The following is a 21,932-nucleotide window of genomic DNA, read 5'->3' on the forward strand; positions in this document are numbered from 1 at the left end:
TCAACCGTCCGTGTCAGGATCTCGGATCGAAAGCATCACGTAATGCCTCGCCGATAAACACCAGTAAAGAAAGGATCAGCGCCAGGGTGAAAAATGCCGTCAGCCCGAGCCATGGCGCTTGCAGGTTCTGCTTGCCCTGACCGATCAGTTCGCCGAGCGATGCGCTGCCGGCCGGCATGCCGAAACCCAGGAAGTCGAGTGCCGTCAGGGTGGTAATCGCCCCGGTCAGAATGAACGGCAGGTAACTCAGGGTCGCGTTCATCGCGTTGGGCAGGATGTGCCGCACGATCACTTTGCGATCCGACAGGCCCAGCGCCCGGGCTGCTTTGACGTATTCCAGGTTGCGCCCGCGCAGGAACTCGGCGCGCACCACGTCGACCAGCGCCAGCCAGGTAAACAGCGCCATCATCCCCAGCAACCACCAGAAATTCGGTTCGACGAACCCGGATAGAATGATCAGCAGGTACAGCACCGGCAGCCCGGACCAGACCTCCAGCAAGCGCTGGCCGATCAGGTCGACCCAGCCGCCGTAATAGCCTTGAAGAGCGCCAGCGGCAATGCCGATCAGGGCGCTGACAAAAGTCAGCATCAACGCAAACAGGATCGATACCCGCGCACCAAATATCACTCGGGCTAATACATCCCGAGACTGATCGTCGGTGCCCAGCCAGTTCACACTGGAGGGCGGGCTGGGTGCAGGTTTGTTGAGGTCATAGTTGGGCGTGTCGTCACTGAACGGGATGGGCGGGAACAGCATCCAGCCGCCGTCCTTTTTGATCAGCTTCTGTACATAGTCGCTGCGGTAATCCGCCTGGAACGGCAGTTGCCCGCCGAACGCCTGCTCGGTGTGACGCTTGAACACCGGGAAATACCATTGGCCCTGATAGCTGACCACCAGCGGTTTGTCGTTGGCGATCAACTCGCCACCCAGGGTCAGCGCAAACAGGCCGATGAACAACCACAGCGACCACCAGCCCCGGCGATTTTTCTTGAAACGTTCAAAGCGGCGGCGGCCCAACGGCGAGAGCTTGAACATCAGGCATTCCTCGCGGCGAAGTCGATGCGCGGGTCGACCAGGGTGTAGCAGAGGTCGCCGACGAGTTTTATCAGCAGGCCGAACAGCGTGAAGATAAACAGCGAACCGAACACCACCGGATAGTCGCGCGAGACGGCGGCTTCATAGCTCATGCGGCCGAGGCCATCGAGGGAGAAAATCACTTCGATCAGCAAGGAGCCGGCGAAAAATACGCTGATGAACGCCTGCGGAATCCCCGATACCACCAACAGCATCGCATTGCGGAACACGTGCCCATACAGCACCCGGCGTTCGCTCATGCCTTTGGCACGGGCGGTGACCACGTATTGGCGGGTGATTTCATTGAGGAACGAGTTTTTGGTGAGGATGGTCAGGGTGGCGAAACCGCCAATCACCAGCGACGTCACCGGGAGCACCAGGTGCCAGAAGTAGTCAGCGATTTTGCCCACGGTGGACAGCGAATCAAAGTTGTCCGAGACCAGCCCGCGCACCGGGAACCAGTTCAACGAGGTGCCGCCCGCAAAGACCACGATCAGGAACATCGCGAACAGGAACGCCGGCATGGCGTAGCCGATGATGATCGCAGTGCTGCTCCAGATATCGAAATGGCTGCCGTGGTGCACGGCTTTGCGGATACCCAGGGGGATCGACACCAGGTAGGTGATCAACGTCGCCCACAGCCCGAGGGAAATGGTCACCGGCATTTTTTCGAGGATCAGGTCGGTGACCGTGGCGCCACGGAAGAAGCTCTTGCCGAAGTCGAGCCGGGCGTAACTGGTGAGCATCAGCCACAGGCGTTCATGGGCGGGTTTGTCGAAGCCGTATTGTTTTTCGATGTCCTTGATCAGTTGCGGGTCCAGGCCTCGGCTGGCGCGCGAGGTGCCGTGCATGGTTTCGCCGGAACCGCCACCGACCGTCGCACCGCCGATGCCTTGCAGGTGCGCAATCGCCTGTTCCACCGGACCGCCGGGTGCCGCCTGAACGATGACGAAGTTGACCAACAGAATGATCACCAGCGTCGGGATAATCAGCAGCAAGCGCCGCAGTATGTAAGCCCACATCAGTGTGGTCCTCCGGGTCTGCCACGGCTGATTTGCTCGGCGGTCATTTGCTGGTTGGTCAGCGGGGTGGTGCTTATTTCCCACCAACTCTCAATGGCTTCGTCATTGCTGGCCTGCTCGTTGGGCCGACCGAAGCGGTTCCACCAGACCGTCGAAGTGCCCGGTGGGTAATAGTTGGGAATCCAGTAGTAGTTCCATTGCAGCACCCGGTCGAGCGCGTGGGCGTAGCGCAGCATCTCGGGCTGTGTGGTGGCGCGGACCACGCCGGTGATCAGGGTGTCGACCGCCGGATTCTTCAGCACCATGTAGTTATTGGCGCCGGGGTCGTTGGCCGAGATCGAGCCGAAGTAATTGAACAGCTCGCCACCGGGGGAGGTGGTGACCGGGTAGCCGGTCACGATCATGTCGTAGTCGCGGCTCATCAGGCGATTCACATACTGGGACGAATCGATGCGGCGGATGTTCAGGTCGATGCCGATCTGTTTCAGGGTGCGCTTATAAGGCAGCAGCAGTCGGTCCATGCCGTTCTGGCTGACCAGGAAAGTAAAGCTCAGCGGCTCGCCCTCGGCGTTGACCAGTTGATCGCCATCGGGTTTCCAGCCGGCCTGTTCGAGCAGGTCCAGTGCTTGCAGCTGCTTGTCGCGGATCACACCGCTACCATCGGTTTTCGGTGCTTCGAAGACCTGGGTGAACACCTCGTCGGGGATCTGTCCGCGCAACGGTTCAAGAATGGCTAGTTCCGCCGCATCGGGCAGGTGCCGCGCCGCCAGGTCGGTATTGGAAAAGTAGCTTTGCTGGCGGATGTACATGTCACGCATCATCTGCCGGTTGCTCCATTCGAAATCCCAGAGCATGGCCAGGGCCTGGCGCACCCGGCGATCCTGGAACATCGGGTTCTGCAAGTTGAAGACAAATCCTTGGGCCGGTTGCGGTGCGTCTTGGGCCAAATGCGCCTTTTGCAGGCGGCCGTCGCTCAGGGCCGGGCTCTCGTAACCGATGGAATAGCCGGTGGCGGAGAATTCGCGGTTGTAGTCATAAGCGCCACCACGTAGCACCTGGCGGGCAACGTCGGTGTCGCCGAAGTACTCGATGCTGAAATGATCGAAGTTGTAGAGGCCGCGGCTGACCGGCAGATCCTTGCCCCACCAGTTGGCGTCGCGCTCGAAGGTGATGCTGCGACCGGAGTCGACTTTGCCCACCTTGTAAGGACCGCTGCCCAAAGGCGCCTCGTACCCGCCGCCGTTGGCGAAGTCGCGGGTCTTCCACCAATGCTCGGGAAATACCGGCAGCGTTGCGATGTCGAGGGGCAGGGTGCGGTTTTCGTTGCTCTTGAAGTCGAACCGAACGGTCAGAGGTGATTCAACTTCCACGCCTTTGACGTCCGCGAACTGGGTGCGATAGCGCAGGCTGCCCTGAGTCATTAGCAGGTTGTATGAGTAGCGCACGTCTTCGGCCGTGATTGGCGTGCCGTCGGCAAAGCGTGCCTTGGGGTTGAGATAGAACCTCAGGAACAGACCGTCGTCAGGGCGCTCCATTTTTTGTGCGATGAGGCCGTACACGGTGTAGGGCTCATCCAGCGAACGCTGGGCCAGCGGCGAGTAAAGCAATCCGTCGATTTGCGTGACGCCAATGCCCTTGTCGATGTACGGCAGGATATGGTCGAAGTGGCCAATTTCAATCGCCGAGCGACGCATCGTGCCACCCTTGGGGGCCTGCGGGTTGGTGTAGGCAAAGTGACTGAAGCCGGCGGGATATTTCGCGGGTTCGCCGTACACGGTCAACGCATGTTGCGGTGCGGCATTCACACCGGCGGCGCCCAATAGCAGCTCCACGGCAGTGAACAATAAAGTGGGGAAAGCCAGTCGCATTGTCAGCCTTAGAGCCGGAGGATCGAAAAGCACAATTTGTACGCTAGCGGCGCGTCCCTCGCCAGTCTAAAAACGTATCCGAAACACAACGGCCCACCAAAAGGCGGGCCGTTATGGGTAAAGCCTGGCGGATCGATCAGTCCTGACGACTGGTCACTTCCAGCAAGTGATAACCGAACTGGGTTTTCACTGGGCCTTGTACAACGTTGATTGGAGCGCTGAACACCACGGTGTCGAATTCCTTGACCATCTGGCCAGGACCGAACGAACCCAGGTCGCCGCCTTGACGGCTGGACGGGCAGGTGGAGTTGGCTTTGGCGATTTCGGCGAAATCAGCGCCGCCTTCGATCTGGGCCTTGAGTTCGTTGCACTTGGCTTCCGAGGCAACCAGGATGTGACGGGCAGTGGCTTTAGCCATGGGAAATTCTCCTTTCAATATTCAGTAAAGTGCGGAGCCTACCGGATTCAGTGGCCTATTTCTCGTCAAAGTTGCGGACAGATTATAGGCCCGCGTTTCTCAGGCGCTCGGCATGCTGGACATACAACGCCACGGGATCGATGGCTTTGCGATGCAAGCCGCCGGTATGACCGAGGCTGCTCAGGTGATCCAGCGGATAGTCGGAGCGGATTACTTTTCCCAGGTGGGAGCTGTAGCGGCCGACCAAACCGTCATTCTGCTCCGCTTCCGTGGTGAAGTAGTGGGAGAAGGCACGGAGGAAGCCGTGCAGTGGATCGAGCGCTTTCAAGCCCTCGTCGAGAAGGGTTCCCTGTAACGTGCCGCTCCAGGAGTAATAACGCACGCCGTTCACCACATCTCGGCCCTTGCCGCCCCAGGTCTTCGGTAACCCTTGGGGGTATTTGTCGTTGAAAGCCCCTACGCCTTCGGTGGTCAGCGCATTGAGAGCCGCGACTGCGTTTTGTGGCAAGTGCAGGTTGCCGCTGAGTAACGACACAAAATCAGCGAACAGCGTCGCCACCGTCGCCGCGACATGTTCTGGAAGACGGCCGGGCGTCAGCGCCTTGCGCAAGAAGTCGGCCAGTTCCGAGCCGTGGTTCGGGCCACTGACTGATGTCACCGACGCCACCGCATGGGGTGCTATCGCCGCCGCATAGCGTGCCGCCAATGCTCCTTGGCTATGACCGATCAGGTTGACCTTGCTGGCGCCGGTTCCTTCCAGCACCCGTTCGATCTGTGCCAATAGCTGGTCGCCACGTACTTCGTTGCTGTGGGTAGCCGACAGGTGTGGGATGAACACCCTGGCCCCCGCACTTCGCAAGGACTGCTTGACGTCCTGGAAGAATTCGGTCGTGCCGATACGGTCGAAGCCGAAGAGCCCGTGGATCAGCAGGATAGGGTACTGGGTGGTTGCGTTCCGTAGCATGTTGATTCCTTTTTCGCGATCGTTCAGAGGAGTGCAGATGGGCTCACTCTAAAGCACCCCAGCGCTTGGGCGGTGTATGAGGAATCCGCTGTAAGCTGATGAAAAAGGTATAGAAAGTGTAGGAAAGTTCGAAAGTGGTTGAGGTCTTGTTCCGATTGTTTCGACATCTTTTGATCTGTAACAGCGCGTTTGCCTGCGATGGCCTACTCAGGAAACGGCTTTACCTGTCAGTGATGTCGTGTTTCAACCACAACGCAACCTGTAGCAGCAGGCTGCGCCAACTGCTACAGAAATTGCGCTAGCCGTTTATTGATGCCCGTGCTGCGCTCGAAGCCGGTCAGCGGCGTTGCGCAACAATTCCTCCGTCCCGTTCCAGCCAAGACAGCCATCGGTCACCGAGACGCCGTAGCGCAACGTTGGACTCAAGGGCTGGCAACCTTCGAACAGATGGCTCTCGATCATCATGCCGATCAGCGAACGGTCACCTTGCAGGCGCTGTTCCAGTACGTCATTGAACACCGCTGGCTGCCGCGCCGGGTCTTTGCCGCTGTTGGCGTGGCTGCAGTCGACCATGATCCGCGCAGGGATCTTCAGTCGGGTCAAATCGCGGTTCACCTGGCCGACGCTGTCGCGGTCGTAGTTCGGCCCCTGATGCCCGCCGCGCAACACCAGGTGCGTGTCGGGATTGCCCGGTGTCTGGATGATTGCCGGATGCCCCTGGCTGTCGACGCCGAAATGTCGATGCGGATGAGCGGCCGAGCGCATGGCGTCGCTGGCCACGGTCACGCCGCCATCGGTGCCGTTCTTGAACCCGACCGGCATGCTCAGGCCGCTGGCCATTTCCCGGTGGATCTGTGATTCGGTGGTCCGGGCACCAATCGCCACCCAGCTCAGCAGGTCGTCAAAGTAGCCCGCGGCCATGGGTTGCAGCAGTTCGGTGGCAATCGGCAAGCCGAGACGGAGCATTTCGCGCATCAGCTCGCGCGACAACGTCAAGCCGCCAGCCATGTCATCACTGCCGTCCAGGTGCGGATCGTAGGCCAGGCCTTTCCAGCCGACCGTGGTGCGCGGTTTTTCGACGTAGGCGCGCATGACCAGCAGCATTTCATCGCTGACGTCAGTGGCCAGTCGGGCAAGGTTGGCGGCGTATTCGAGGGCGGATTGCGGGTCGTGAATCGAGCAAGGTCCGACGATCACCAGCAAACGGGCGTCTTCACCGTTGAGGATTGCACGGACCGCGTCGCGGTGAGTGGCGACTTGGCGGGTCAGGGCGTTGCTGAGGGGCAGTTGCTGCTTGAGTTGCAATGAGCTGGGCAGACGCAGGGTCAGCGCTTCATTGGCAGGATTCAACGTGGACAGCGGCAAAGCAGAGACGGACGAGTTCATGGCATGGCTTCCTGGGCTGGCGGCGGGTTCGTTCCCGCGCGCTCGGCCCTACTGGGGTGTTCGACAATTGGCCGGATTGGCTGCGTGTGTGTGCTTGCCACCTGTGGGTGACCGATCGGAGGCGGCAGGCTGTCCCGAGCGGAGGCTGGTAAATCGCCAGGCGGTAAAACTGTCGTAACGGTAATAAGTGGCGTAGTTCATGTCGTGAATCCTCAAAGTGTCTGGTGTGTCGTAAAAGTGTTCGGGGCTGAAAAAACAAAACCCCCGGTCGGGAGGCCGACCGGGGGTTTGGAAAACTCTGGCGGCGACCCGTTTAAAGTGGGCGCCGTGTGGGTATCAGGCGCGCCAGTGGCTAAACCAATACCCAAAATAAAAGCTGACCGAAGCACAGACGTCATTCACTCGCGCAGCCGCCACCGAACGCTGAGCGTTGGCAGTTGGAAGCTGTGAGAGGGCGTTGAACATGGTCTGTCTCCGATGGATGCGCCGAGCTTACTAGAGGCCGGTGCGCGGTTTCAATCAGAAAATGCTATCAATCGCCGACGGCATTTTCTATCGCTTGAGTGCGCGCTGCTTTATGACACACTTTGTGTTTTGCTCATCCACCAACGTCACAAGGACGAAACATGACGCCATTGACTATTGCCGCGGCTCAATCGATCTCGGTCGCTGGTGATCTTGCCGCCAACATTGCCCGGCATCAGCGTTTCATGCAGGTTGCTGCGGAGCAGGGCGTTCAGTTGCTGGTCTTTCCTGAATTGTCGTTGACCGGCTATGAGCGAGGCTTGGCAGCTGAATTGGCCATCGCACCGGATGCCGAGGTGTTGCGTCCGTTGCGGGATTTCGCCCGGGAAGTCGGCGTCACCAGTGTGGTCGGCATGCCGATTCGGCTGTCGGACGATTCGCCGGTATTGATTGGTGCGCTGGTGTTGGGCGCCGATGGTTCACTCGGGGTCTACAGCAAACAGCATCTGCACCCCGGCGAGGAAGTGGCGTTTGCGCCGGGCACAGGTGGCTCGATGTTGACCATCGGTGGCGATACCGTCGCGCTGGCGGTGTGTGCTGATTTTTCTCACGCCAGTCATGCTGCCGCGGCCGCGGAGCAGGGCGCCGACCTCTATGCTGCCGGTGTGCTGATCACGGAAAACGGCTATGCCCCGGACACGGCGCTCCTGCAAGGGTACGCCGGCACACATTCAATGACGGTGCTGATGGCCAACCACGGCGGTGCGACCGGAGGCTGGGAGTCTGCAGGACGCAGTGCCCTCTGGGCGTCGGACGGTTCGCTGATTGCTGCGGCACCGGGTACGGGGAATCTAATGGTGGTGGCGCGCCGCGAGGCGGGTGGCTGGAACGGCACTGTTATTGACGTTACGGAGGCTTGAATGGGTTTCGAATGGCGTCTGGCGTCACCCGCCGACCTCGACTTCGCCCGGAAACTGACCTGCGACAACATGCTGCGCTATTACATCCAGCACGATCTGCTTTGGCTGGATGAGGCGTTTGATGTCGCCTGGGCGGGGCGCGAGAACCGCATGATTGTGCGCGATGAGTCAGTGCTGGGTTTTGTCAGCCTGAGTCGCGATGCAAACGCCTTGTACATTCGCGAACTGCACGTGCTCGAAGCGTTTCAGGGGCAGGGCGCGGGTGGTTGGGTGATCGACGAGGTCTTCGCGCTCGCGTGCAAGGAACGACGTCCGGCATTGCGCCTGACCGTTTTTGAAAATAATCCGGCAAAAAAACTTTACGAACGAAAAGGGCTGAAGGTGGTCGGTCAGGACGAGTGTTTCCTGAGAATGCAGCGTGATATCGACAGGCTTCATCGCTGAAACGCGCTGGCGACAAGCCTTTCAAGATGTATTGATACTTTTTATATGATGCTTGCTGCTAGGTCTGCCAGTTGCTTTTTGCTAAGGTGTCCGGCAACCCAATAAGACCAATTCGCGAGGTGTCTGCTTGATTAGGGTGCTAGTAGTCGATGACCATGATCTCGTTCGTACAGGCATTACACGAATGCTGGCTGACATCGATGGCCTGCAAGTAGTCGGCCAGGCTGAATCAGGGGAAGAATCCCTGCTCAAAGCGCGTGAGTTGAAACCCGATGTGGTGTTGATGGACGTCAAGATGCCGGGTATCGGCGGTCTTGAAGCCACGCGCAAACTGTTGCGCAGTCACCCGGATATCAAAGTCGTCGCGGTCACTGTCTGTGAGGAAGATCCGTTTCCGACGCGGTTGCTGCAGGCGGGTGCCGCCGGATACCTGACCAAGGGCGCAGGGCTGCCGGAAATGGTCCAGGCGATTCGCCTGGTATTTGCCGGTCAACGCTACATCAGCCCGCAGATTGCCCAGCAACTGGCGATCAAATCCTTTCAGCCCACCAACGACTCGCCCTTCGATGCCTTGTCCGAGCGCGAGATCCAGATCGCGTTGATGATTGTCGGCTGCCAGAAGGTCCAGATCATTTCCGACAAGCTTTGCCTGTCACCCAAAACGGTCAACACTTACCGTTACCGCATTTTCGAGAAGCTTTCGATCAGCAGTGATGTCGAGCTGACGCTGTTGGCGGTTCGTCACGGCATGGTCGATGCCAGCCTCTGACAATGACTGACACCTTCGATCCAAGCGCTTTTCTGTCGACGGTCAGTGGGCGCCCCGGTGTGTACCGCATGTTCGACAGCGATGCGCGCCTGTTGTATGTCGGCAAAGCCAAGAACCTGAAGAATCGCCTGTCGAGTTACTTCCGCAAATCCGGTCTGGCACCCAAGACCGCCGCGCTGGTGGCGCGTATCGCTCAGGTCGAGACCACCATCACCGCCAACGAAACCGAAGCCCTGTTGCTTGAGCAGACGCTGATCAAGGAATGGCGCCCGCCGTACAACATCCTGCTGCGCGACGACAAATCCTACCCTTACGTCTTTCTCTCGGATGGCCAGTTCCCGCGCTTGAGCATTCATCGCGGTGCGAAGAAGGCCAAGGGCAAGTATTTTGGTCCGTACCCGAGCGCCGGAGCGATTCGTGAAAGCCTGAGCCTTTTGCAAAAGACCTTTTTTGTTCGCCAGTGCGAAGACAGCTATTACAAGAACCGCACGCGCCCATGCCTGCAATACCAGATCAAACGTTGCAAGGCGCCGTGCGTGGGCTTGGTCGAGCCTGAGGTTTATGCCGAAGACGTTCGTCACTCGGTAATGTTCCTTGAGGGGCGCAGCAATGCGCTGACGGACGAGTTGTCAGCAGGCATGGAAGAGGCGGCGATCAACCTCGAGTTTGAGCGTGCCGCCGAGTTGCGTGACCAGATTTCCTTGCTGCGTCGGGTCCAGGACCAGCAAAGCATGGAAGGCGGCACCGGCGATATCGATGTGATCGCCGCCTTCGTCAATCCAGGCGGTGCTTGCGTTCACTTGATCAGCGTGCGTGGCGGACGGGTGCTGGGCAGCAAGAACTTTTTCCCGCAAACCGGTATCGACGAAGACGTTTCCGAAGTCATGGCCGCGTTTCTCGGCCAATACTTCATCACCAGCCCCGAGCGCGACTTGCCGAGTGAGCTGATCGTCAACGTGGTGCATGAAGACTTCCCGACGCTGATCGAGGCCATCGATGCCCTGCGTGGGCGTGAGCTGACCATCAGTCATCGGGTGCGCGGCACGCGAGCGCGCTGGCAGCAACTGGCGGTCACCAACGCCGAGCAGGCCTTGAGCGCGCGTCTGGCGAACCGTCAGCACGTCGCCGCACGTTTCGACGCGCTGGCGGAAGTCTTGAACCTGGACGAGCCACCGCAGCGCCTGGAGTGCTACGACATCAGCCATTCCAGCGGCGAAGCCACCGTGGCGTCCTGCGTGGTGTTTGGCCCGGAAGGCCCGATCAAATCCGATTATCGCCGTTACAACATCGAAGGCGTGACGGCGGGAGATGACTACGCCGCGATGCATCAGGCCTTGACCCGCCGCTTCAGCAAGCTGAAGGAAGGTGAGGGCAAGCTGCCGGATATTCTGTTGGTGGACGGCGGCAAAGGTCAGTTGTCCATGGCCCGTGATGTGCTCAATGAACTGGCGGTGCCGGACCTGATCCTGTTGGGTGTGGCCAAAGGGGCAACGCGCAAGGCCGGTTTCGAAACCTTGTACCTCAACGACGCGGCCCATGAATTCACCTTGCGCGGCGATTCCCCCGCGCTGCATTTGATTCAGCAAATACGCGACGAAGCCCACCGTTTCGCCATTACCGGTCACCGCGCTCGCCGTGGCAAAACCCGCCGCACGTCCACGCTTGAGGGCGTCGCCGGCGTCGGACCGACACGTCGTCGCGATTTATTGAAACATTTTGGTGGATTGCAGGAGCTGTCTCGTGCCAGCATCGAAGAGATCGCCAAAGCACCCGGGATCAGTAAAAAGCTCGCAGAGTTGATTTATGCAAATCTGCACAGCGAGTAGAATGCCAACTCACCTCGTAGCCAGTTGTGCCGATGAATATCCCTAATCTGATTACCGTTCTACGCGTCCTGCTCATCCCGATCTTCATTTTGTTGTTCTACCTGCCTTACCAATGGAGCTACGTGGCCTCCGCCTCGGTCTTCGCCTTTGCTGCCGCCACAGACTGGCTGGATGGTTATCTCGCCCGACGCCTGGAGCAAAGCACTCCGTTCGGGGCGTTCCTCGATCCCGTGGCTGACAAGCTGATGGTCGCCGTCGCACTGGTCTTGCTGGTGCAAGAACACGGCAACCTGTGGCTCACGCTGCCGGCCGCCGTTATCATCGGTCGCGAAATTGTCGTCTCGGCATTACGCGAGTGGATGGCCGAACTCGGCGCCCGTGCTCACGTCGCCGTATCGAACCTGGGCAAATGGAAAACCGCCGCGCAAATGCTCGCGCTGGTGATCCTGCTGGCCAATCCGTCAGACTTTAGCTTCTGGGTCTTGATCGGTTATGCCTTGTTGCTGGTGTCGGCGGGCCTGACATTGTGGTCCATGGTCCAGTACTTGCGGGCTGCCTGGCCACATCTGAAGACCGACGTTGAAAAGAAATAAAACTTTTTTGAATCAAGGGGTTGACGGGGCTTCTGGATTCTATAGAATGCGCCACACCAAGACGCGGGAATAGCTCAGTTGGTAGAGCACGACCTTGCCAAGGTCGGGGTCGCGAGTTCGAGTCTCGTTTCCCGCTCCAAGTTTGAACACATTTGTTGTTGTGCTACTGACAGCAAATGTTTGAGGCCGAGTAGCAAAATGGTTATGCAGTGGATTGCAAATCCACCTACGCCGGTTCGATTCCGACCTCGGCCTCCACTATAAACAAGCTCCGTAGATCTATGATTTACGGAGCTTTTTTATTTCCGCAGCCCTGCAAGATTTTGTCTTGAAAAGGTCAACTGCGAACTTGCTTCACCGGGGCGGGGTGTATATATTTCCCCCTCTGTTGCACAAGCGTCAGAACTGCCAGGTCGTCATTTGTCAGTCTTCAGACTGCTTCACCGCGCTACCGCCCGAATGGCGAAACTGGTAGACGCATGGGACTTAAAATCCCCCGCTCGTAAGGGCGTGCCGGTTCGATTCCGGCTTCGGGCACCAATTTTAGCTTCACAGGGCTTCACCAACTCACATGAAGCTCTTATAAATAGCCGCCTTGAGCGGCTTTTTTGTTGTGCGAGATTTCGCGCTCTTCCACCCCCTGCCGCAAATTTTTAGTACATTGTTTAGCACTTCCTCAGTTCGACTGACTTGGTGCTGTACTAATGCCTCTCACTGATACCGCTGTGCGTCAGGCCAAACCGGCCGAAAAAGAATTCACCCTCGCTGACACTGGCGGCCTATCGCTGTTCGTTGCGCCCAACGGAACAAAGTCGTGGCACTTCAGGTTTTCCTGGCACGGCAAACAGCCGCGCATGTCGCTGGGCACTTACCCCGAAATTACCCTTAGAGAGGCCCGTGAGTTTCGCGATCAAGCTCGGGCGCTCGTAGCCAAAGGCACTGATCCACGCGCCGCCCGAAAAGAGGAAAAACGGGCCGCCGTATCCAGCGCGGTCAAAACATTCGAAGTCGTAGCCAATGAGTGGTACGCCTTCAAGCTGCCACGGTGGGCCAAGGCAAAAAAGGGCGCCGCTGTGCAGGCCAAGTTGTATCTGGATAAAGATTTGGTCCCAGCACTAGGGAAAATTCCTGTTGCTGACGTCAAGCGCGCTGATGTACTAGCGACTTTGCGGGTTATCGAAAAGCGCGGGGCGCTCAATGTGGCCCGCAAATGTCGGACCTGGTTGAACGAGATCTTCCGTTTTGGCATTGCCTCAGACTATTTTGAAGTCAATCCAGCTGCTGACCTGGATATCGTTGCGGCCAAAGAACCACCCGAAAAACACAACCCAATGCTGAGACAGCATGAATTGAAAGAGTTTCTGAGCGCGCTGAGCGGAGCTGATGTCACCGAGTACACAAAGAGCGCGATCCGTCTTCTATTACTGACTGCCGTGCGTACGGGTGAGCTACGATATGCGACATGGTCACAGTTCGATCTGGATAGCGCGCTCTGGACGATCCCGGCATCAGCTGTGAAACAACTTCAGAAGGTGATTAGGTCAAAGGGTGGGGATAATGTGCCGCCGTATCTGGTTCCACTGTCACGGCAGGCGATCGAGGAAGTGCGCAAAGTGCACCAATTGACTGGCCGATACAAACTGCTGATTGCCGGCCGGAGTGATCCGAGCAAACCAATCAGCGACGGCACAGTCAATGTTGCATTAAGGCGTATGGGATATGAGGGCAGACTGACTGGGCACGGGATCCGTGCCACGATTTCCACGGCCTTGAACGAGATGGGGTACAACGAGGATTGGATTGAGGCACAGCTGTCGCATGCGGGCTCAAGCAAAATCAGAAAGACCTACAACCACGCAGAGTACGTGGAGCAACGGCGGGGGATGATGCAGGACTGGGCAGATTACTTGGACTCACTCGAAGCGGGCGCCTGATCCCGCTGGCCTCGAGCTGCGGCAATCTGATCGTTGCTCCACTGCAGAACTTCCGATTTGATCCAGGCGACCGCCCGCCCGCCCAGCCGCACCTGCTTCGGGAACAGGCCTCTCTTGGCCATGGTGTAAATTTTGGTGGTGCCAAGGCTAACCAGTTTCTTGACTTCTGGCAGGCGGATGAATTCGATCTGATCGTCATTACGTGCGGTATTCATTTGATGCTCCATGCCGCGCGTTACGGCAGTAGGTGGTTGAACTCGGCTTCGCCATGGGCGATCACCCCGGCGGCGACTTCGGACAGGGCGTGGTCGATTTGTTTGGTGAATGCACCGCCGTTCAGTTCTTCGAGGAACTCTGCGGTGTGGGTAGTGATGGGCACGACTGTTTCTCCGGGATGGCCAGCAGCCCGCTGGGGGGAAGTTTAAATTGAGGCTGGCGAATGCGCAGACGAACCTGCTGATGTACGCGCTGGTTGGGCCGTTTCAATGTCCTGCGCCGAAGTAGGCGAACAAGATCAACAGGAGCGCCGAACCGGTGGTCCAGCGCAGAAGTGTGCGAGCGAATGTTTTTGCTGGCTTGTGGCAGGCAGCAAACTGGCTGACATTGTCATGAGCAAACGACTCACCCTGTGTCGTCCCAGTGGAGCGCTCGATTACTTCAACTGTGATGCCGCCGCGTGGCACAACGGTGTACTGCAGTATGCGAACGGGTTCATCCCGACCTATGCGTTGGTACATTTCGGTGGCGGCCAGGGACGTCTGGAGACGCAACCTTTGGAGGATTGCTTGGCTCTGTCTGATCGTTTGGTTCATGGCTATTCCTCAGTGTGGATTGCATGTATTCGTCAGCATTCGGCGTACCTGCTGGTTGCCGTTAGGCGCAGGGGAGAGTGCTGACGGATATAGGCGTGAAAAAGAAAGGCCCGTTGGACGTTCGGGCCTTTCGCAGATGCAGTGATCTTTGGGGTATGGTCTATTTCATAATGGTTATCCTCCAATGCGCGCCGTTCGCATCATGGCGTGCGCTCGACTTTCTCTGGTTTATTGCATGCAGGTGGCCGGTATAAGCCGGGATTTCGTCCGCATCGGTGAGTTCTGAAGCGATGGCGCATGGACCATCCAACAATCGTTGTGCTTCAGAGCTCACCGATGCGGCCTGGTGCTGGGGAGTACCAAGTGCTCGGGCAGTTATCGTCAGGCTGACGTGCAGTGATGCAGTTCGTCCTATTGCCGCCGGAGGGGCGGGGTGCATTGCTTGCCGGGTCATTCGCACGGTTCTGATGTTTCACCATCGATCAGGCGTCAAGGTTGATCCTGTCGTTAGCAGGTTTTCGGGCCTGTCTGCTCGCCGGTCGCCGGTAGAGGCAATGCGGTCTATTGTTTGTTGCGCTGATTGTTAAGGAGCGGCGGGAGATCCCGCATCGCCGGGTTGCTTCGTGGCGACGACTTAAATATCTCCCTGGGAGGTAATTAAGTCAACTCCTGGGGAGATAAATATTCCGATAGACATAAAAAAACCCGCATTGCGCGAGTTTTTTTGGCGATCAGATATTGGCCGGGAGGCTCCAAGAGACGCGGGCGGCGCCATCTTCTTCTCGACTCACTATTACGTGCTCGGTATCGGCTATGTCGTCAAGAAGCCGTTTCCAGTCCTCCTGGCACTCATCCGCGCCTCTTCGAATGACCGCCATCTTTCGTTTTTGGGCAGCGGGGGAGCTGATGATTTTTTGGATGCGGAGTCCGAGAAGGTCAAACGAGTTTGGCGGTGTTGGTTTGTTTTTCGATGTTGCCATCGCACTGCTCCTTTTGCGTATGGATATACAGTGAATGGCTTGCTGCGTAAGCGCTAAAGATTAACGATTAAAAACAATTATTTAGCAGAGAAAAGCCCGCAACTAGCGGGCTTCAGAAGGGAGGTGCCTAGGGGGAGTAATGACAAGTCGAAGGGCTCAAATTTAGATTCTGCCCAGCACCTTGCTAGGGGCAAGGATTGCGCCTACGTAATGGATTTTATCGATATCAATCCGAGCTACTGTCAGCCTCTCACCGTAAGCCGAGTTGATCGACATGAGGCTGACGTCTTCTTCGTTTTCGAAGAGCAGTTCTTTAACCATGCTCTGCCCATCAGTGGTGGTGACCATCACATACTCACCTGGCACTAGGCGGTGATTGGGCTCGCAGACGGCGATCCAACCACTACGAATTGCCGGAGCCATTGAGTCACCCTTGAGTCGGAGTGCATAGGCGTCTTCATCCCTAGAGTAGGTCTCAACCCAGCCAGCAGCCTGGTCAAGACTGGTCCAGTAGCCTTCGTGACCGAGTTGTGCCGTTCCGACAACATCGATTCGACGAGGAGCACTGGTAATTGGCGGGCCAGGCTCGACGTTTGACTGCAGTGATTCGACTTGTGGCGCAGCATTGGCGGCAATCGCCAATTCGGAGATTTCTTTCGCAATCCGTGGGCTGAATCTCTCTACGGGTATGCCGAGCATTTTAGCTATCTCAGCTGCCATTTCCTTGTTGAGCGCACGGCTACCGTTCAAGTGACTGCTTAGCGTGCCTTGGCTCATGCCTACGGAAAGTGCGATCTCTTCTTGAGTCAGCTTCTCGCCTTTTGGCGCACGCGCATTGTAGGCAGCCAGCTCCGCTTTTAATGCGGCGCACTCCGTCTTTTCCCACTCAAGTAATGGTCGTCTGTCGTTTTTCATTTCCGAAGAGTATTCCCGGTGGAGATACATATCCATCTCCAATGGAGTTGATTAAAAAAGCTCCATGGGAGATATTGTCGGCTCAGATACACCACCGGAGACCGGACAGTGCGTCAACTCACCCTCAGCCAATTTGCTACCGAGAAGGGGCAGACCAAGGCCGGAAATTTGTTAGGCATGACCCAAAGTTCAATAAATAAAGCTCTGCAGGCAGGGCGTGAGGTTTTTGTTACGGAGCACGCAGATGGCTCTTACACAGCGGAAGAGCTTAGACCGTTCCCGGTTCAAAGCGCGAAAAGGACGCGTCGCCGGATGCTGCCCATCTAATGAGCCAACTTTGAGCGCAATGGCGCCGAGAGAAAACTAGACAATGAAATCGCCAGTACTAGAAACCCGTCGCGCAGTGGTGATCGAGGTCGCGAAGAAATACCCAGGCGGCCAGGTATGCGCTTCAGCTCGCCTCAGTCTCGAACTGAAGCGTTTTAAGAATCAGGTTTATGAGAGCGGCGGTGTTGTTCCTCTTAGCGATGAGGAGGTTTACGTCCTCGAAAGCGAGCAGGGCACCACACGCTTACCGGACTACATCTGCGCGATGTACGGCGGTGTATTTGTCCGCCTGCCTGAAGTCGGCGATCTCGACAACGTAGACATGCACCAGCGCTCTTTGCGTACTTCTGTGAAGCGCGGCCGGGTTGACCAGTTTCTTGCCCTCGCGCTGGAGGACGGCGAAATCACTGCCGTGGAAGCATCGGAGATTCTGGCCTTGCATGCCAAGCACCTGGCTGCGAGGCACGAGGAGGTGACCGCACTGATCGAGTTGCACAAGTCGAAGCGTCCAGCCCGACCGCTAGGCGGAAAGGATTGATATGCAGTTCACGATCACGATCAACCAGGTCAAAGCGCTGGAGTGGGGGTTGAACTCGCAGCAGGCGTTGTTGTTTTCGTTTGTCTACGAGTGCCCTAGCTGGGCAAGGCCAATCAAGACCGATCACGGGATTTTCTTTGCCTTGAGCAAGGCAAAGATCGTGGAGGAATTGCCCTTGCTCACCGACAAACCTGATACCGCGTACAGACTTCTCAAAGGACTCGAAATCGCCGGGCTGATTGAGCTATCCCACACGGCAAATATCAGTTTGTTTCGTTTGACCGAGAAGGCCAAAGAATGGAATCGCAAGCTGGACGGATCGGAAAAATATCCGATCTCTGATGTGAGCCAAGGTCGGATAAAAATCCGATCTGCCTCGGAAAAATCTCCGAGCAAGGTCGGAAAAATTTCCGAACAGGGTCGGAAAAAAATCCGAGAAGGGTCGGAAAAATTTCCGACAAATCAGGGTACCAGTAATCAGGGTACCAATCAGGTAACCAGTAATCAGGAGAAGCAGGGCGCTGATGCGCCAAGCAAATCGGCAAAGTTTGATCCGCTGATGGTCAAACCGGAAAACGTCAGCGTCGAGGTGTGGGCCGACTGGTGCCAGCACCGCAAGGAAATCCACAAACCCCTTACCGCCAAAAGCTGCGAACAACAAGCCAAGGCCTTGGCGGCACACCCAGACCCTGATTCCGTGCTGGTCCTTTCGATCAGCAACGGATGGACAGGGATCTTCCCTGACAAGCCGGTCGGCCTCGCACATTCACTTCCAGTCAGTCGCCACTCCGGCTTCGACACTCGCGATTACAAGGCTGGCACCAAGGAGAACGCCAATGGCACCTTCCGTCTCTAATCTCAGTGCTCACATAGACCGCAAATTCCGCGTCATCGGCCGTAAACCAGCGAGCTGCTTCGATCATGGCGATTACTCAGCGGTCATCCTCAAGGGAGGCAGCCTGTCAGGCTGTCCGATCTGCGCGAGTAACCAACGCGATATGCAAGAGCTCGAACGCAAGCGCTCCCAGTTTCGGATTGTTCAACAGTCGAGCGCCCGGATTCCAAAACGTTTCGCGGAAAAGACGTTTGCCGATTTCGTCGTATCGCACCCTGCCCAGCAGATTGCCCTGGATGCATGCACCGATTATGTCGAGAACTTTTCGAAACATCGCCGAGAAGGTCGCTGCATGTTGCTGCTGGGGAAGGTTGGCACCGGCAAGACGCACCTAGCTATCGCCTCGGCCAATCACCTGATCAACGAATGCATGGTAAAGGCGATCTACCGCACGGTGGGCTCACTCATCGGCGATATCCGGGCGACGTTCAATGATCGCTCGGGCGAGTCCGAGGCGCACATCCTGCGTGAGGTGATTGGCGCGGACCTGCTGGTGCTCGATGAAGTCGGCGCCACCAAGCAGAGCGAGTTCGAACTGGCCACGCTGTTCAGCATCATTAATGGTCGTTACGAGCAATGCCGCCCGACGATCATCGTCAGCAACCTTTCTCCTGCAGAACTGAACGACGCTATTGGCGCGCGCTGTGTCGACCGCATCCGCGAAAACGGGTGCATTGGCGTGGCATTCGAGTGGGAATCTCAACGCGGTAAGGAGGGCTTCTGATGGGGATCAGCTTGGAAACACCCGATCGCCGCTTGGCTATTCCGGATCCGGCAAACTATCGGTTTGCCGTGTTCTGCTGCTCTTTCAAGTTGGACCTGAGTGATACACCGGACCACGCGTTGGCACTGTTCGCGAATCAGGCGATGGCCGAGCGCTATGGCGTCTGGATGTGGCCAACCACCTTCCAGGTCGTTGACCTCGACGATACCCCCGGTGCACGAACATGAACGCGCTGGTGAAAACCCTGACCGTCAAACTGTCAGATGCCGAAATCGAACGCAATGCGAAGAAGCTGCATGTACGCGACTTGCGTGATGCCAGTCACCCTGCGTTGCACTTTCGCTTCGCGAAGAATCGTGCGCGCGGGTCGTGGTACCTGCTGAACAAACGGCAGTGGCACCGCATCGGCGCCTTTCCCGACCTGTCCACCAAGCAGGTGGTCGCGGCGTTGCCGGCGGTGCGCTTGCGCGTGGCAGCCGATGGCGCTGCCAGCGTTTCGGGTTGGGTCACTGTCGGCGAGCTGCTCGACTGGTTTGCTGATCGCATGTCGCGCTCCCGTTCGCTTTCGGCCAAGCGCCGGTCAGCCATCAAGTCAGCCATCAACTGCCAGCTCAAGCCACGCCTGGATGATCTGCTCATTGGTGACGTCAACGCCCAGACACTGGACAAACTGCTGATGTGGCCGGCTCAGGCAGAGCTGTCGCTGTCATACGTCCAGCAGCTCTACCGCCTGCTGGCCATGGCCTTCCGGCAGGCCCGCAAGCTGGACCTGATTCCTATCAACCCGATGGCCGAGCTCAAGTTCGGCAACTTCACGACAGCGCGCATCCTGCCCAAGGCTGCGCGGCTGCGCGACGTCCAATTACCCGAGCTGGTGGTCCTGCTCACCAAACGCTTCGAGAGTGCGCCAGGGGACGCGATGCTGGCCTTGATGATGTTGTGCCACGGCACCCGTATCGGCGAAACCCGCCAGTCCCGCTGGGCCGACATTGCACTGCCTGAACGTGAGTGGTTCCTGCCAGCCGAAAATACCAAGAGCAAGACCGAGTTGCGGGTGCCGCTGACTGACCAAGCCTGCGCACTGCTGCGCCGCTACCGAGAACGGCAAGTCGCACAAGGGTATGAGGGGCCGTTCCTATTTCCATCTCGCCGAGGGAAGGCGCTCAGCGAGAATCAGGCCAGTGCAGTGTTCACCCGATTAGGGCAGGGCGCCTGGACCAGTCACGACCTGCGCAAGGTGGCGCGTACCGCGTGGACCGACCTTGGCGTTGATGGTCACATCGGTGAAATGCTGCTGAACCACTCCCTCGGCAAGATCGCCTCCACCTACATCAACACCCAGGCCAAGGAGCAGCGTCGGCTGGCGCTGGTGAAGTGGCACCACTGGTTAGATAGCCGCGGCTTCAAAAAGATTCATGCACAGACAGGCGTTAGATATGAAGAATCGCAAAACCTCGTAGACGCCTTGAACAGCGTGGCCTGCGAGTCCATTCCGCAATTTGTTAAGGGCGAGGTTTGAAAACATGAAAAATGCCCAGGCCCATAGTTTTCGTAAGGCGCGGATTGAGCTGGAGCACTGCTTTACCTGCAAGGGAAAAGCGGTGGTGCAGGGTGTTTTCTATGAGCTGGTTTGCTGCGATTGCAACGGATCAGGTTGGGTCATGGCGGGGAGTGGGTTGATGCTTTCTACAGACGAATTGGTGACACAGCTCAGCCTCAGATTGCAGCAGGCTCAACGCGAAATTGAGGTACTGCAGCGGGGTCCAACGTTATGCGGCCAGGCTGAGTACTACCAGCAGAACAACCGTCGCGGTGCCGGCGGATCAAATTACACTGGGGATTGAAAGCATGATGATTCGTAAACCGGCAGGTCGACCTTTGGGCGATACCGAATACCTGGTGGAGCAGTGGGGTTGGTGGCGGATGGATGGGGCCGGAGTCCCAACGTATATTTCACCGACTTTTGCGCTAATGCGTCAGGCGGTGCCGCAAGTGTCGGCTAGTAAGAGCTATTGCATCACAGATGAATGGGCTGGAGCTATTGATAGCGCGATTGCGCGGCTCTCACATCGTGACCGACAAATGGGCGATATTATTTGGCTTTACTACGGCGCTAAATGGCCCATGCTCCGAGTTGGCAAGCACTACGGCATGAGTGAAGGAAAGACGCGGGAATTAGCGAGGGCAGGTATCGCGTGGATCGATTGTGCTGTCGATGAAATACGGAAAGCTGCTTAAACTTTTGGCTGATTGCTGCCTGCCGCGGAGGGCAGCCATCGGCCAAATGCTGTCATCGGATGGTCCAGAATATCCGGGATGATTCACTTCTCATTCACAACCATGCATGGGTTCTACTGAACTACAGTCAACCGCTCTCGATGATGGTGTTCCTGGGTTTATCTAAGGCCTCTTGGTGAGCCAAGATGATTTTCGCGCCCATGGAAGTGAAACTCGTATGGTCAACTAGCGCACCCGCATAGACACCCCATGCAAAACCCCGGGCGATTGAGACGTGCTCTAGAATGGCCAGTTCCGTGCGGGCCTGAATGATGTTTTCCAGCGACGTCTCCCAAGCGCCTTGCAGCGACTCCGTCGGCAAACCCACAGAGAGTGGGTCGAGCGAGCCTATGGGGGATAATTCGTTTACGCGCAGCATATGGGCGCTTCCTGTTCAAGTTGGGCCGTATAAGAATAGAGCGTAGCGCGAGGCGAGGCGTCAGTATTACGATTTTTAGACGCCATAGGTGTTCCCTGCCAATCCGGCCACCCCTGTCGCCCTGCCGAATGTATTGACATCCGATTGCAGCCTAGGACACAGGGCGGAAATCGGCCAGAAGCGGACATTCCACTAGTATTTTTACTTGCAAACCTGTCCAGTTATTCTGGAGCATAGGTAAGTGGCTCAGCTGAATACCTGAAGGACTAAGACCCTGCTGAGCCTGGCCGTAAGTCTGTCATCCATCTGCACAACTAGGTATTTCGTCGTTCGGACGTTGGAGAATAGGCCTCGTTTTTGAGAGGCTAGCTACGTTGATGGTGCTACCGAGAGTTAGTTGT

The 21,932-nt window shown here is 57.4% G+C and carries 26 protein-coding genes and 3 tRNA genes; 17 read left to right on the forward strand and 12 right to left on the reverse strand.

Features of this window, described 5'->3' with window-relative positions:
• Positions 1–13 precede the first annotated feature (13 nt).
• The 6 genes from D882_RS0113775 to D882_RS0113800 all read right to left on the reverse strand — a co-directional run bounded on the left by D882_RS0113775 (position 14) and on the right by D882_RS0113800 (position 6,733).
• Positions 14–1,036 carry an ABC transporter permease gene (locus D882_RS0113775; RefSeq protein ID WP_027923793.1) on the reverse strand — a complete coding sequence of 341 codons (1,023 nt, stop codon included), beginning with the start codon at positions 1,034–1,036 and terminating at the stop codon, positions 14–16.
• A complete protein-coding gene (locus D882_RS0113780; protein WP_027923794.1) occupies positions 1,036–2,097 on the reverse strand; it encodes a microcin C ABC transporter permease YejB in 1,062 nt (353 codons plus the stop codon). The genes D882_RS0113775 and D882_RS0113780 overlap by 1 nt, the downstream gene beginning before the upstream one ends.
• Positions 2,097–3,965 (reverse strand): extracellular solute-binding protein, encoded by a 1,869-nt coding sequence (locus tag D882_RS0113785; protein ID WP_027923795.1) that lies wholly within the window; start codon positions 3,963–3,965, stop codon positions 2,097–2,099. Before D882_RS0113785 ends, D882_RS0113780 begins: the two co-directional genes overlap by 1 nt.
• Before the next feature lie 136 nt (positions 3,966–4,101).
• On the reverse strand, positions 4,102–4,383 hold the full coding sequence (locus tag D882_RS0113790) for a peptidylprolyl isomerase (protein WP_027923796.1): 282 nt from the start codon (positions 4,381–4,383) through the stop codon (positions 4,102–4,104).
• A gap of 82 nt (positions 4,384–4,465) precedes the next feature.
• Complete coding sequence (locus D882_RS0113795) at positions 4,466–5,347, reverse strand: triacylglycerol lipase (RefSeq protein WP_027923797.1); 882 nt, start codon at positions 5,345–5,347, stop codon at positions 4,466–4,468.
• A 306-nt stretch (positions 5,348–5,653) separates the two neighbouring features.
• Positions 5,654–6,733 carry a 3-deoxy-7-phosphoheptulonate synthase gene (locus tag D882_RS0113800; RefSeq protein ID WP_027923798.1) on the reverse strand — a complete coding sequence of 360 codons (1,080 nt, stop codon included), beginning with the start codon at positions 6,731–6,733 and terminating at the stop codon, positions 5,654–5,656.
• Positions 6,734–7,359: 626 nt separating this feature from the next.
• Between D882_RS0113800 and D882_RS0113805 the strand changes: the two genes are divergently transcribed.
• The 9 genes from D882_RS0113805 to D882_RS0113845 all read left to right on the forward strand — a co-directional run bounded on the left by D882_RS0113805 (position 7,360) and on the right by D882_RS0113845 (position 13,684).
• Positions 7,360–8,118, forward strand: coding sequence for a carbon-nitrogen hydrolase family protein (locus D882_RS0113805; RefSeq protein WP_027923799.1), 759 nt, complete (start codon positions 7,360–7,362; stop codon positions 8,116–8,118).
• Positions 8,119–8,562 carry an N-acetyltransferase gene (locus D882_RS0113810; protein WP_027923800.1) on the forward strand — a complete coding sequence of 148 codons (444 nt, stop codon included), beginning with the start codon at positions 8,119–8,121 and terminating at the stop codon, positions 8,560–8,562.
• Between the two features lie 127 nt (positions 8,563–8,689).
• Complete coding sequence (gene uvrY / locus D882_RS0113815) at positions 8,690–9,331, forward strand: UvrY/SirA/GacA family response regulator transcription factor (protein ID WP_008015884.1); 642 nt, start codon at positions 8,690–8,692, stop codon at positions 9,329–9,331.
• 2 nt (positions 9,332–9,333) lie between these two features.
• Positions 9,334–11,157, forward strand: coding sequence for an excinuclease ABC subunit UvrC (gene uvrC / locus D882_RS0113820; protein WP_027923801.1), 1,824 nt, complete (start codon positions 9,334–9,336; stop codon positions 11,155–11,157).
• Between the two features lie 32 nt (positions 11,158–11,189).
• Entirely contained in the window at positions 11,190–11,750 is a 561-nt protein-coding gene (gene pgsA / locus D882_RS0113825) for a CDP-diacylglycerol--glycerol-3-phosphate 3-phosphatidyltransferase (protein WP_027923802.1), read from the forward strand.
• 63 nt (positions 11,751–11,813) lie between these two features.
• Positions 11,814–11,889 (forward strand) — tRNA-Gly (locus D882_RS0113830).
• A gap of 45 nt (positions 11,890–11,934) precedes the next feature.
• Positions 11,935–12,008: transfer RNA gene (locus tag D882_RS0113835), tRNA-Cys, on the forward strand.
• A gap of 195 nt (positions 12,009–12,203) precedes the next feature.
• Positions 12,204–12,290 (forward strand) — tRNA-Leu (locus tag D882_RS0113840).
• 164 nt (positions 12,291–12,454) lie between these two features.
• The gene (locus D882_RS0113845; RefSeq protein WP_027923803.1) at positions 12,455–13,684 is read left to right on the forward strand and encodes an integrase arm-type DNA-binding domain-containing protein; all 1,230 of its coding nucleotides are present in this window, start codon (positions 12,455–12,457) and stop codon (positions 13,682–13,684) included.
• On the opposite strand, the gene D882_RS0113850 is transcribed toward D882_RS0113845, so the two are convergent.
• The 5 genes from D882_RS0113850 to D882_RS0113870 all read right to left on the reverse strand — a co-directional run bounded on the left by D882_RS0113850 (position 13,654) and on the right by D882_RS0113870 (position 16,421).
• Complete coding sequence (locus tag D882_RS0113850) at positions 13,654–13,899, reverse strand: AlpA family transcriptional regulator (RefSeq protein WP_027923804.1); 246 nt, start codon at positions 13,897–13,899, stop codon at positions 13,654–13,656. The two genes, D882_RS0113845 and D882_RS0113850, sit on opposite strands and share 31 nt — an antisense overlap.
• Before the next feature lie 20 nt (positions 13,900–13,919).
• Positions 13,920–14,063: a hypothetical protein gene (locus D882_RS1000000132680; protein WP_155953727.1), complete on the reverse strand. Its 144-nt coding sequence runs from the start codon at positions 14,061–14,063 to the stop codon at positions 13,920–13,922.
• Between the two features lie 103 nt (positions 14,064–14,166).
• Positions 14,167–14,496, reverse strand: a complete 330-nt coding sequence (locus D882_RS0113860) for a hypothetical protein (protein ID WP_027923805.1) — start codon at positions 14,494–14,496, stop codon at positions 14,167–14,169.
• 731 nt (positions 14,497–15,227) lie between these two features.
• Positions 15,228–15,476 carry a DUF1654 domain-containing protein gene (locus D882_RS0113865; protein ID WP_027923806.1) on the reverse strand — a complete coding sequence of 83 codons (249 nt, stop codon included), beginning with the start codon at positions 15,474–15,476 and terminating at the stop codon, positions 15,228–15,230.
• Positions 15,477–15,638: 162 nt separating this feature from the next.
• On the reverse strand, positions 15,639–16,421 hold the full coding sequence (locus D882_RS0113870; RefSeq protein WP_027923807.1) for an XRE family transcriptional regulator: 783 nt from the start codon (positions 16,419–16,421) through the stop codon (positions 15,639–15,641).
• Positions 16,422–16,499: 78 nt separating this feature from the next.
• On the opposite strand from D882_RS0113870, the gene D882_RS0113875 reads away from it, so the two are divergent.
• From D882_RS0113875 to D882_RS0113910, 8 genes are read left to right on the forward strand one after another with little or no spacing between them, the layout of a single operon-like run.
• A complete protein-coding gene (locus tag D882_RS0113875) occupies positions 16,500–16,718 on the forward strand; it encodes a Cro/CI family transcriptional regulator (RefSeq protein WP_027923808.1) in 219 nt (72 codons plus the stop codon).
• A gap of 43 nt (positions 16,719–16,761) precedes the next feature.
• Positions 16,762–17,256 (forward strand): YmfL family putative regulatory protein, encoded by a 495-nt coding sequence (locus D882_RS0113880; RefSeq protein WP_027923809.1) that lies wholly within the window; start codon positions 16,762–16,764, stop codon positions 17,254–17,256.
• A gap of 1 nt (position 17,257) precedes the next feature.
• A complete protein-coding gene (locus D882_RS1000000133180) occupies positions 17,258–18,112 on the forward strand; it encodes a hypothetical protein (protein ID WP_256218400.1) in 855 nt (284 codons plus the stop codon).
• Complete coding sequence (locus D882_RS0113890) at positions 18,093–18,875, forward strand: ATP-binding protein (protein ID WP_027923810.1); 783 nt, start codon at positions 18,093–18,095, stop codon at positions 18,873–18,875. Before D882_RS1000000133180 ends, D882_RS0113890 begins: the two co-directional genes overlap by 20 nt.
• Complete coding sequence (locus D882_RS0113895) at positions 18,875–19,102, forward strand: hypothetical protein (protein ID WP_032833523.1); 228 nt, start codon at positions 18,875–18,877, stop codon at positions 19,100–19,102. The genes D882_RS0113890 and D882_RS0113895 overlap by 1 nt, the downstream gene beginning before the upstream one ends.
• Positions 19,099–20,394, forward strand: a complete 1,296-nt coding sequence (locus D882_RS0113900) for a site-specific integrase (RefSeq protein WP_027923812.1) — start codon at positions 19,099–19,101, stop codon at positions 20,392–20,394. Before D882_RS0113895 ends, D882_RS0113900 begins: the two co-directional genes overlap by 4 nt.
• A 4-nt stretch (positions 20,395–20,398) precedes the next feature.
• Positions 20,399–20,719, forward strand: a complete 321-nt coding sequence (locus tag D882_RS0113905; RefSeq protein WP_027923813.1) for a hypothetical protein — start codon at positions 20,399–20,401, stop codon at positions 20,717–20,719.
• A gap of 4 nt (positions 20,720–20,723) precedes the next feature.
• Positions 20,724–21,113, forward strand: coding sequence for an antiterminator Q family protein (locus tag D882_RS0113910; RefSeq protein ID WP_027923814.1), 390 nt, complete (start codon positions 20,724–20,726; stop codon positions 21,111–21,113).
• Positions 21,114–21,240: 127 nt separating this feature from the next.
• Here the strand turns inward: D882_RS0113910 and D882_RS0113915 are convergent, their stop codons facing one another.
• Positions 21,241–21,531 carry a hypothetical protein gene (locus D882_RS0113915; protein ID WP_027923815.1) on the reverse strand — a complete coding sequence of 97 codons (291 nt, stop codon included), beginning with the start codon at positions 21,529–21,531 and terminating at the stop codon, positions 21,241–21,243.
• Positions 21,532–21,932: the final 401 nt, after the last annotated feature.

Source organism: Pseudomonas sp. URMO17WK12:I12, from assembly GCF_000514395.1.
In the GTDB taxonomy this organism is placed as follows: Bacteria; Pseudomonadota; Gammaproteobacteria; order Pseudomonadales; family Pseudomonadaceae; genus Aquipseudomonas; species Aquipseudomonas mucoides.

What these genes read in the sequence shown, in the direction of transcription:
- D882_RS0113775 (WP_027923793.1), bottom strand. Translation starts at nt 1,036, where the DNA reads ATGTTCAAGCTCTCGCCGTTGGGCCGCCGCCGCTTTGAACGTTTCAAG.
- D882_RS0113780 (WP_027923794.1), bottom strand. Translation starts at nt 2,097, where the DNA reads ATGTGGGCTTACATACTGCGGCGCTTGCTGCTGATTATCCCGACGCTG.
- D882_RS0113785 (WP_027923795.1), bottom strand. Translation starts at nt 3,965, where the DNA reads ATGCGACTGGCTTTCCCCACTTTATTGTTCACTGCCGTGGAGCTGCTA.
- D882_RS0113790 (WP_027923796.1), bottom strand. Translation starts at nt 4,383, where the DNA reads ATGGCTAAAGCCACTGCCCGTCACATCCTGGTTGCCTCGGAAGCCAAG.
- D882_RS0113795 (WP_027923797.1), bottom strand. Translation starts at nt 5,347, where the DNA reads ATGCTACGGAACGCAACCACCCAGTACCCTATCCTGCTGATCCACGGG.
- D882_RS0113800 (WP_027923798.1), bottom strand. Translation starts at nt 6,733, where the DNA reads ATGAACTCGTCCGTCTCTGCTTTGCCGCTGTCCACGTTGAATCCTGCC.
- D882_RS0113805 (WP_027923799.1), top strand. Translation starts at nt 7,360, where the DNA reads ATGACGCCATTGACTATTGCCGCGGCTCAATCGATCTCGGTCGCTGGT.
- D882_RS0113810 (WP_027923800.1), top strand. Translation starts at nt 8,119, where the DNA reads ATGGGTTTCGAATGGCGTCTGGCGTCACCCGCCGACCTCGACTTCGCC.
- uvrC (WP_027923801.1), top strand. Translation starts at nt 9,334, where the DNA reads ATGACTGACACCTTCGATCCAAGCGCTTTTCTGTCGACGGTCAGTGGG.
- pgsA (WP_027923802.1), top strand. Translation starts at nt 11,190, where the DNA reads ATGAATATCCCTAATCTGATTACCGTTCTACGCGTCCTGCTCATCCCG.
- D882_RS0113845 (WP_027923803.1), top strand. Translation starts at nt 12,455, where the DNA reads ATGCCTCTCACTGATACCGCTGTGCGTCAGGCCAAACCGGCCGAAAAA.
- D882_RS0113850 (WP_027923804.1), bottom strand. Translation starts at nt 13,899, where the DNA reads ATGAATACCGCACGTAATGACGATCAGATCGAATTCATCCGCCTGCCA.
- D882_RS0113860 (WP_027923805.1), bottom strand. Translation starts at nt 14,496, where the DNA reads ATGAACCAAACGATCAGACAGAGCCAAGCAATCCTCCAAAGGTTGCGT.
- D882_RS0113865 (WP_027923806.1), bottom strand. Translation starts at nt 15,476, where the DNA reads ATGGCAACATCGAAAAACAAACCAACACCGCCAAACTCGTTTGACCTT.
- D882_RS0113870 (WP_027923807.1), bottom strand. Translation starts at nt 16,421, where the DNA reads ATGTATCTCCACCGGGAATACTCTTCGGAAATGAAAAACGACAGACGA.
- D882_RS0113880 (WP_027923809.1), top strand. Translation starts at nt 16,762, where the DNA reads ATGAAATCGCCAGTACTAGAAACCCGTCGCGCAGTGGTGATCGAGGTC.
- D882_RS1000000133180 (WP_256218400.1), top strand. Translation starts at nt 17,258, where the DNA reads ATGCAGTTCACGATCACGATCAACCAGGTCAAAGCGCTGGAGTGGGGG.
- D882_RS0113890 (WP_027923810.1), top strand. Translation starts at nt 18,093, where the DNA reads ATGGCACCTTCCGTCTCTAATCTCAGTGCTCACATAGACCGCAAATTC.
- D882_RS0113895 (WP_032833523.1), top strand. Translation starts at nt 18,875, where the DNA reads ATGGGGATCAGCTTGGAAACACCCGATCGCCGCTTGGCTATTCCGGAT.
- D882_RS0113900 (WP_027923812.1), top strand. Translation starts at nt 19,099, where the DNA reads ATGAACGCGCTGGTGAAAACCCTGACCGTCAAACTGTCAGATGCCGAA.
- D882_RS0113905 (WP_027923813.1), top strand. Translation starts at nt 20,399, where the DNA reads ATGAAAAATGCCCAGGCCCATAGTTTTCGTAAGGCGCGGATTGAGCTG.
- D882_RS0113910 (WP_027923814.1), top strand. Translation starts at nt 20,724, where the DNA reads ATGATGATTCGTAAACCGGCAGGTCGACCTTTGGGCGATACCGAATAC.
- D882_RS0113915 (WP_027923815.1), bottom strand. Translation starts at nt 21,531, where the DNA reads ATGCTGCGCGTAAACGAATTATCCCCCATAGGCTCGCTCGACCCACTC.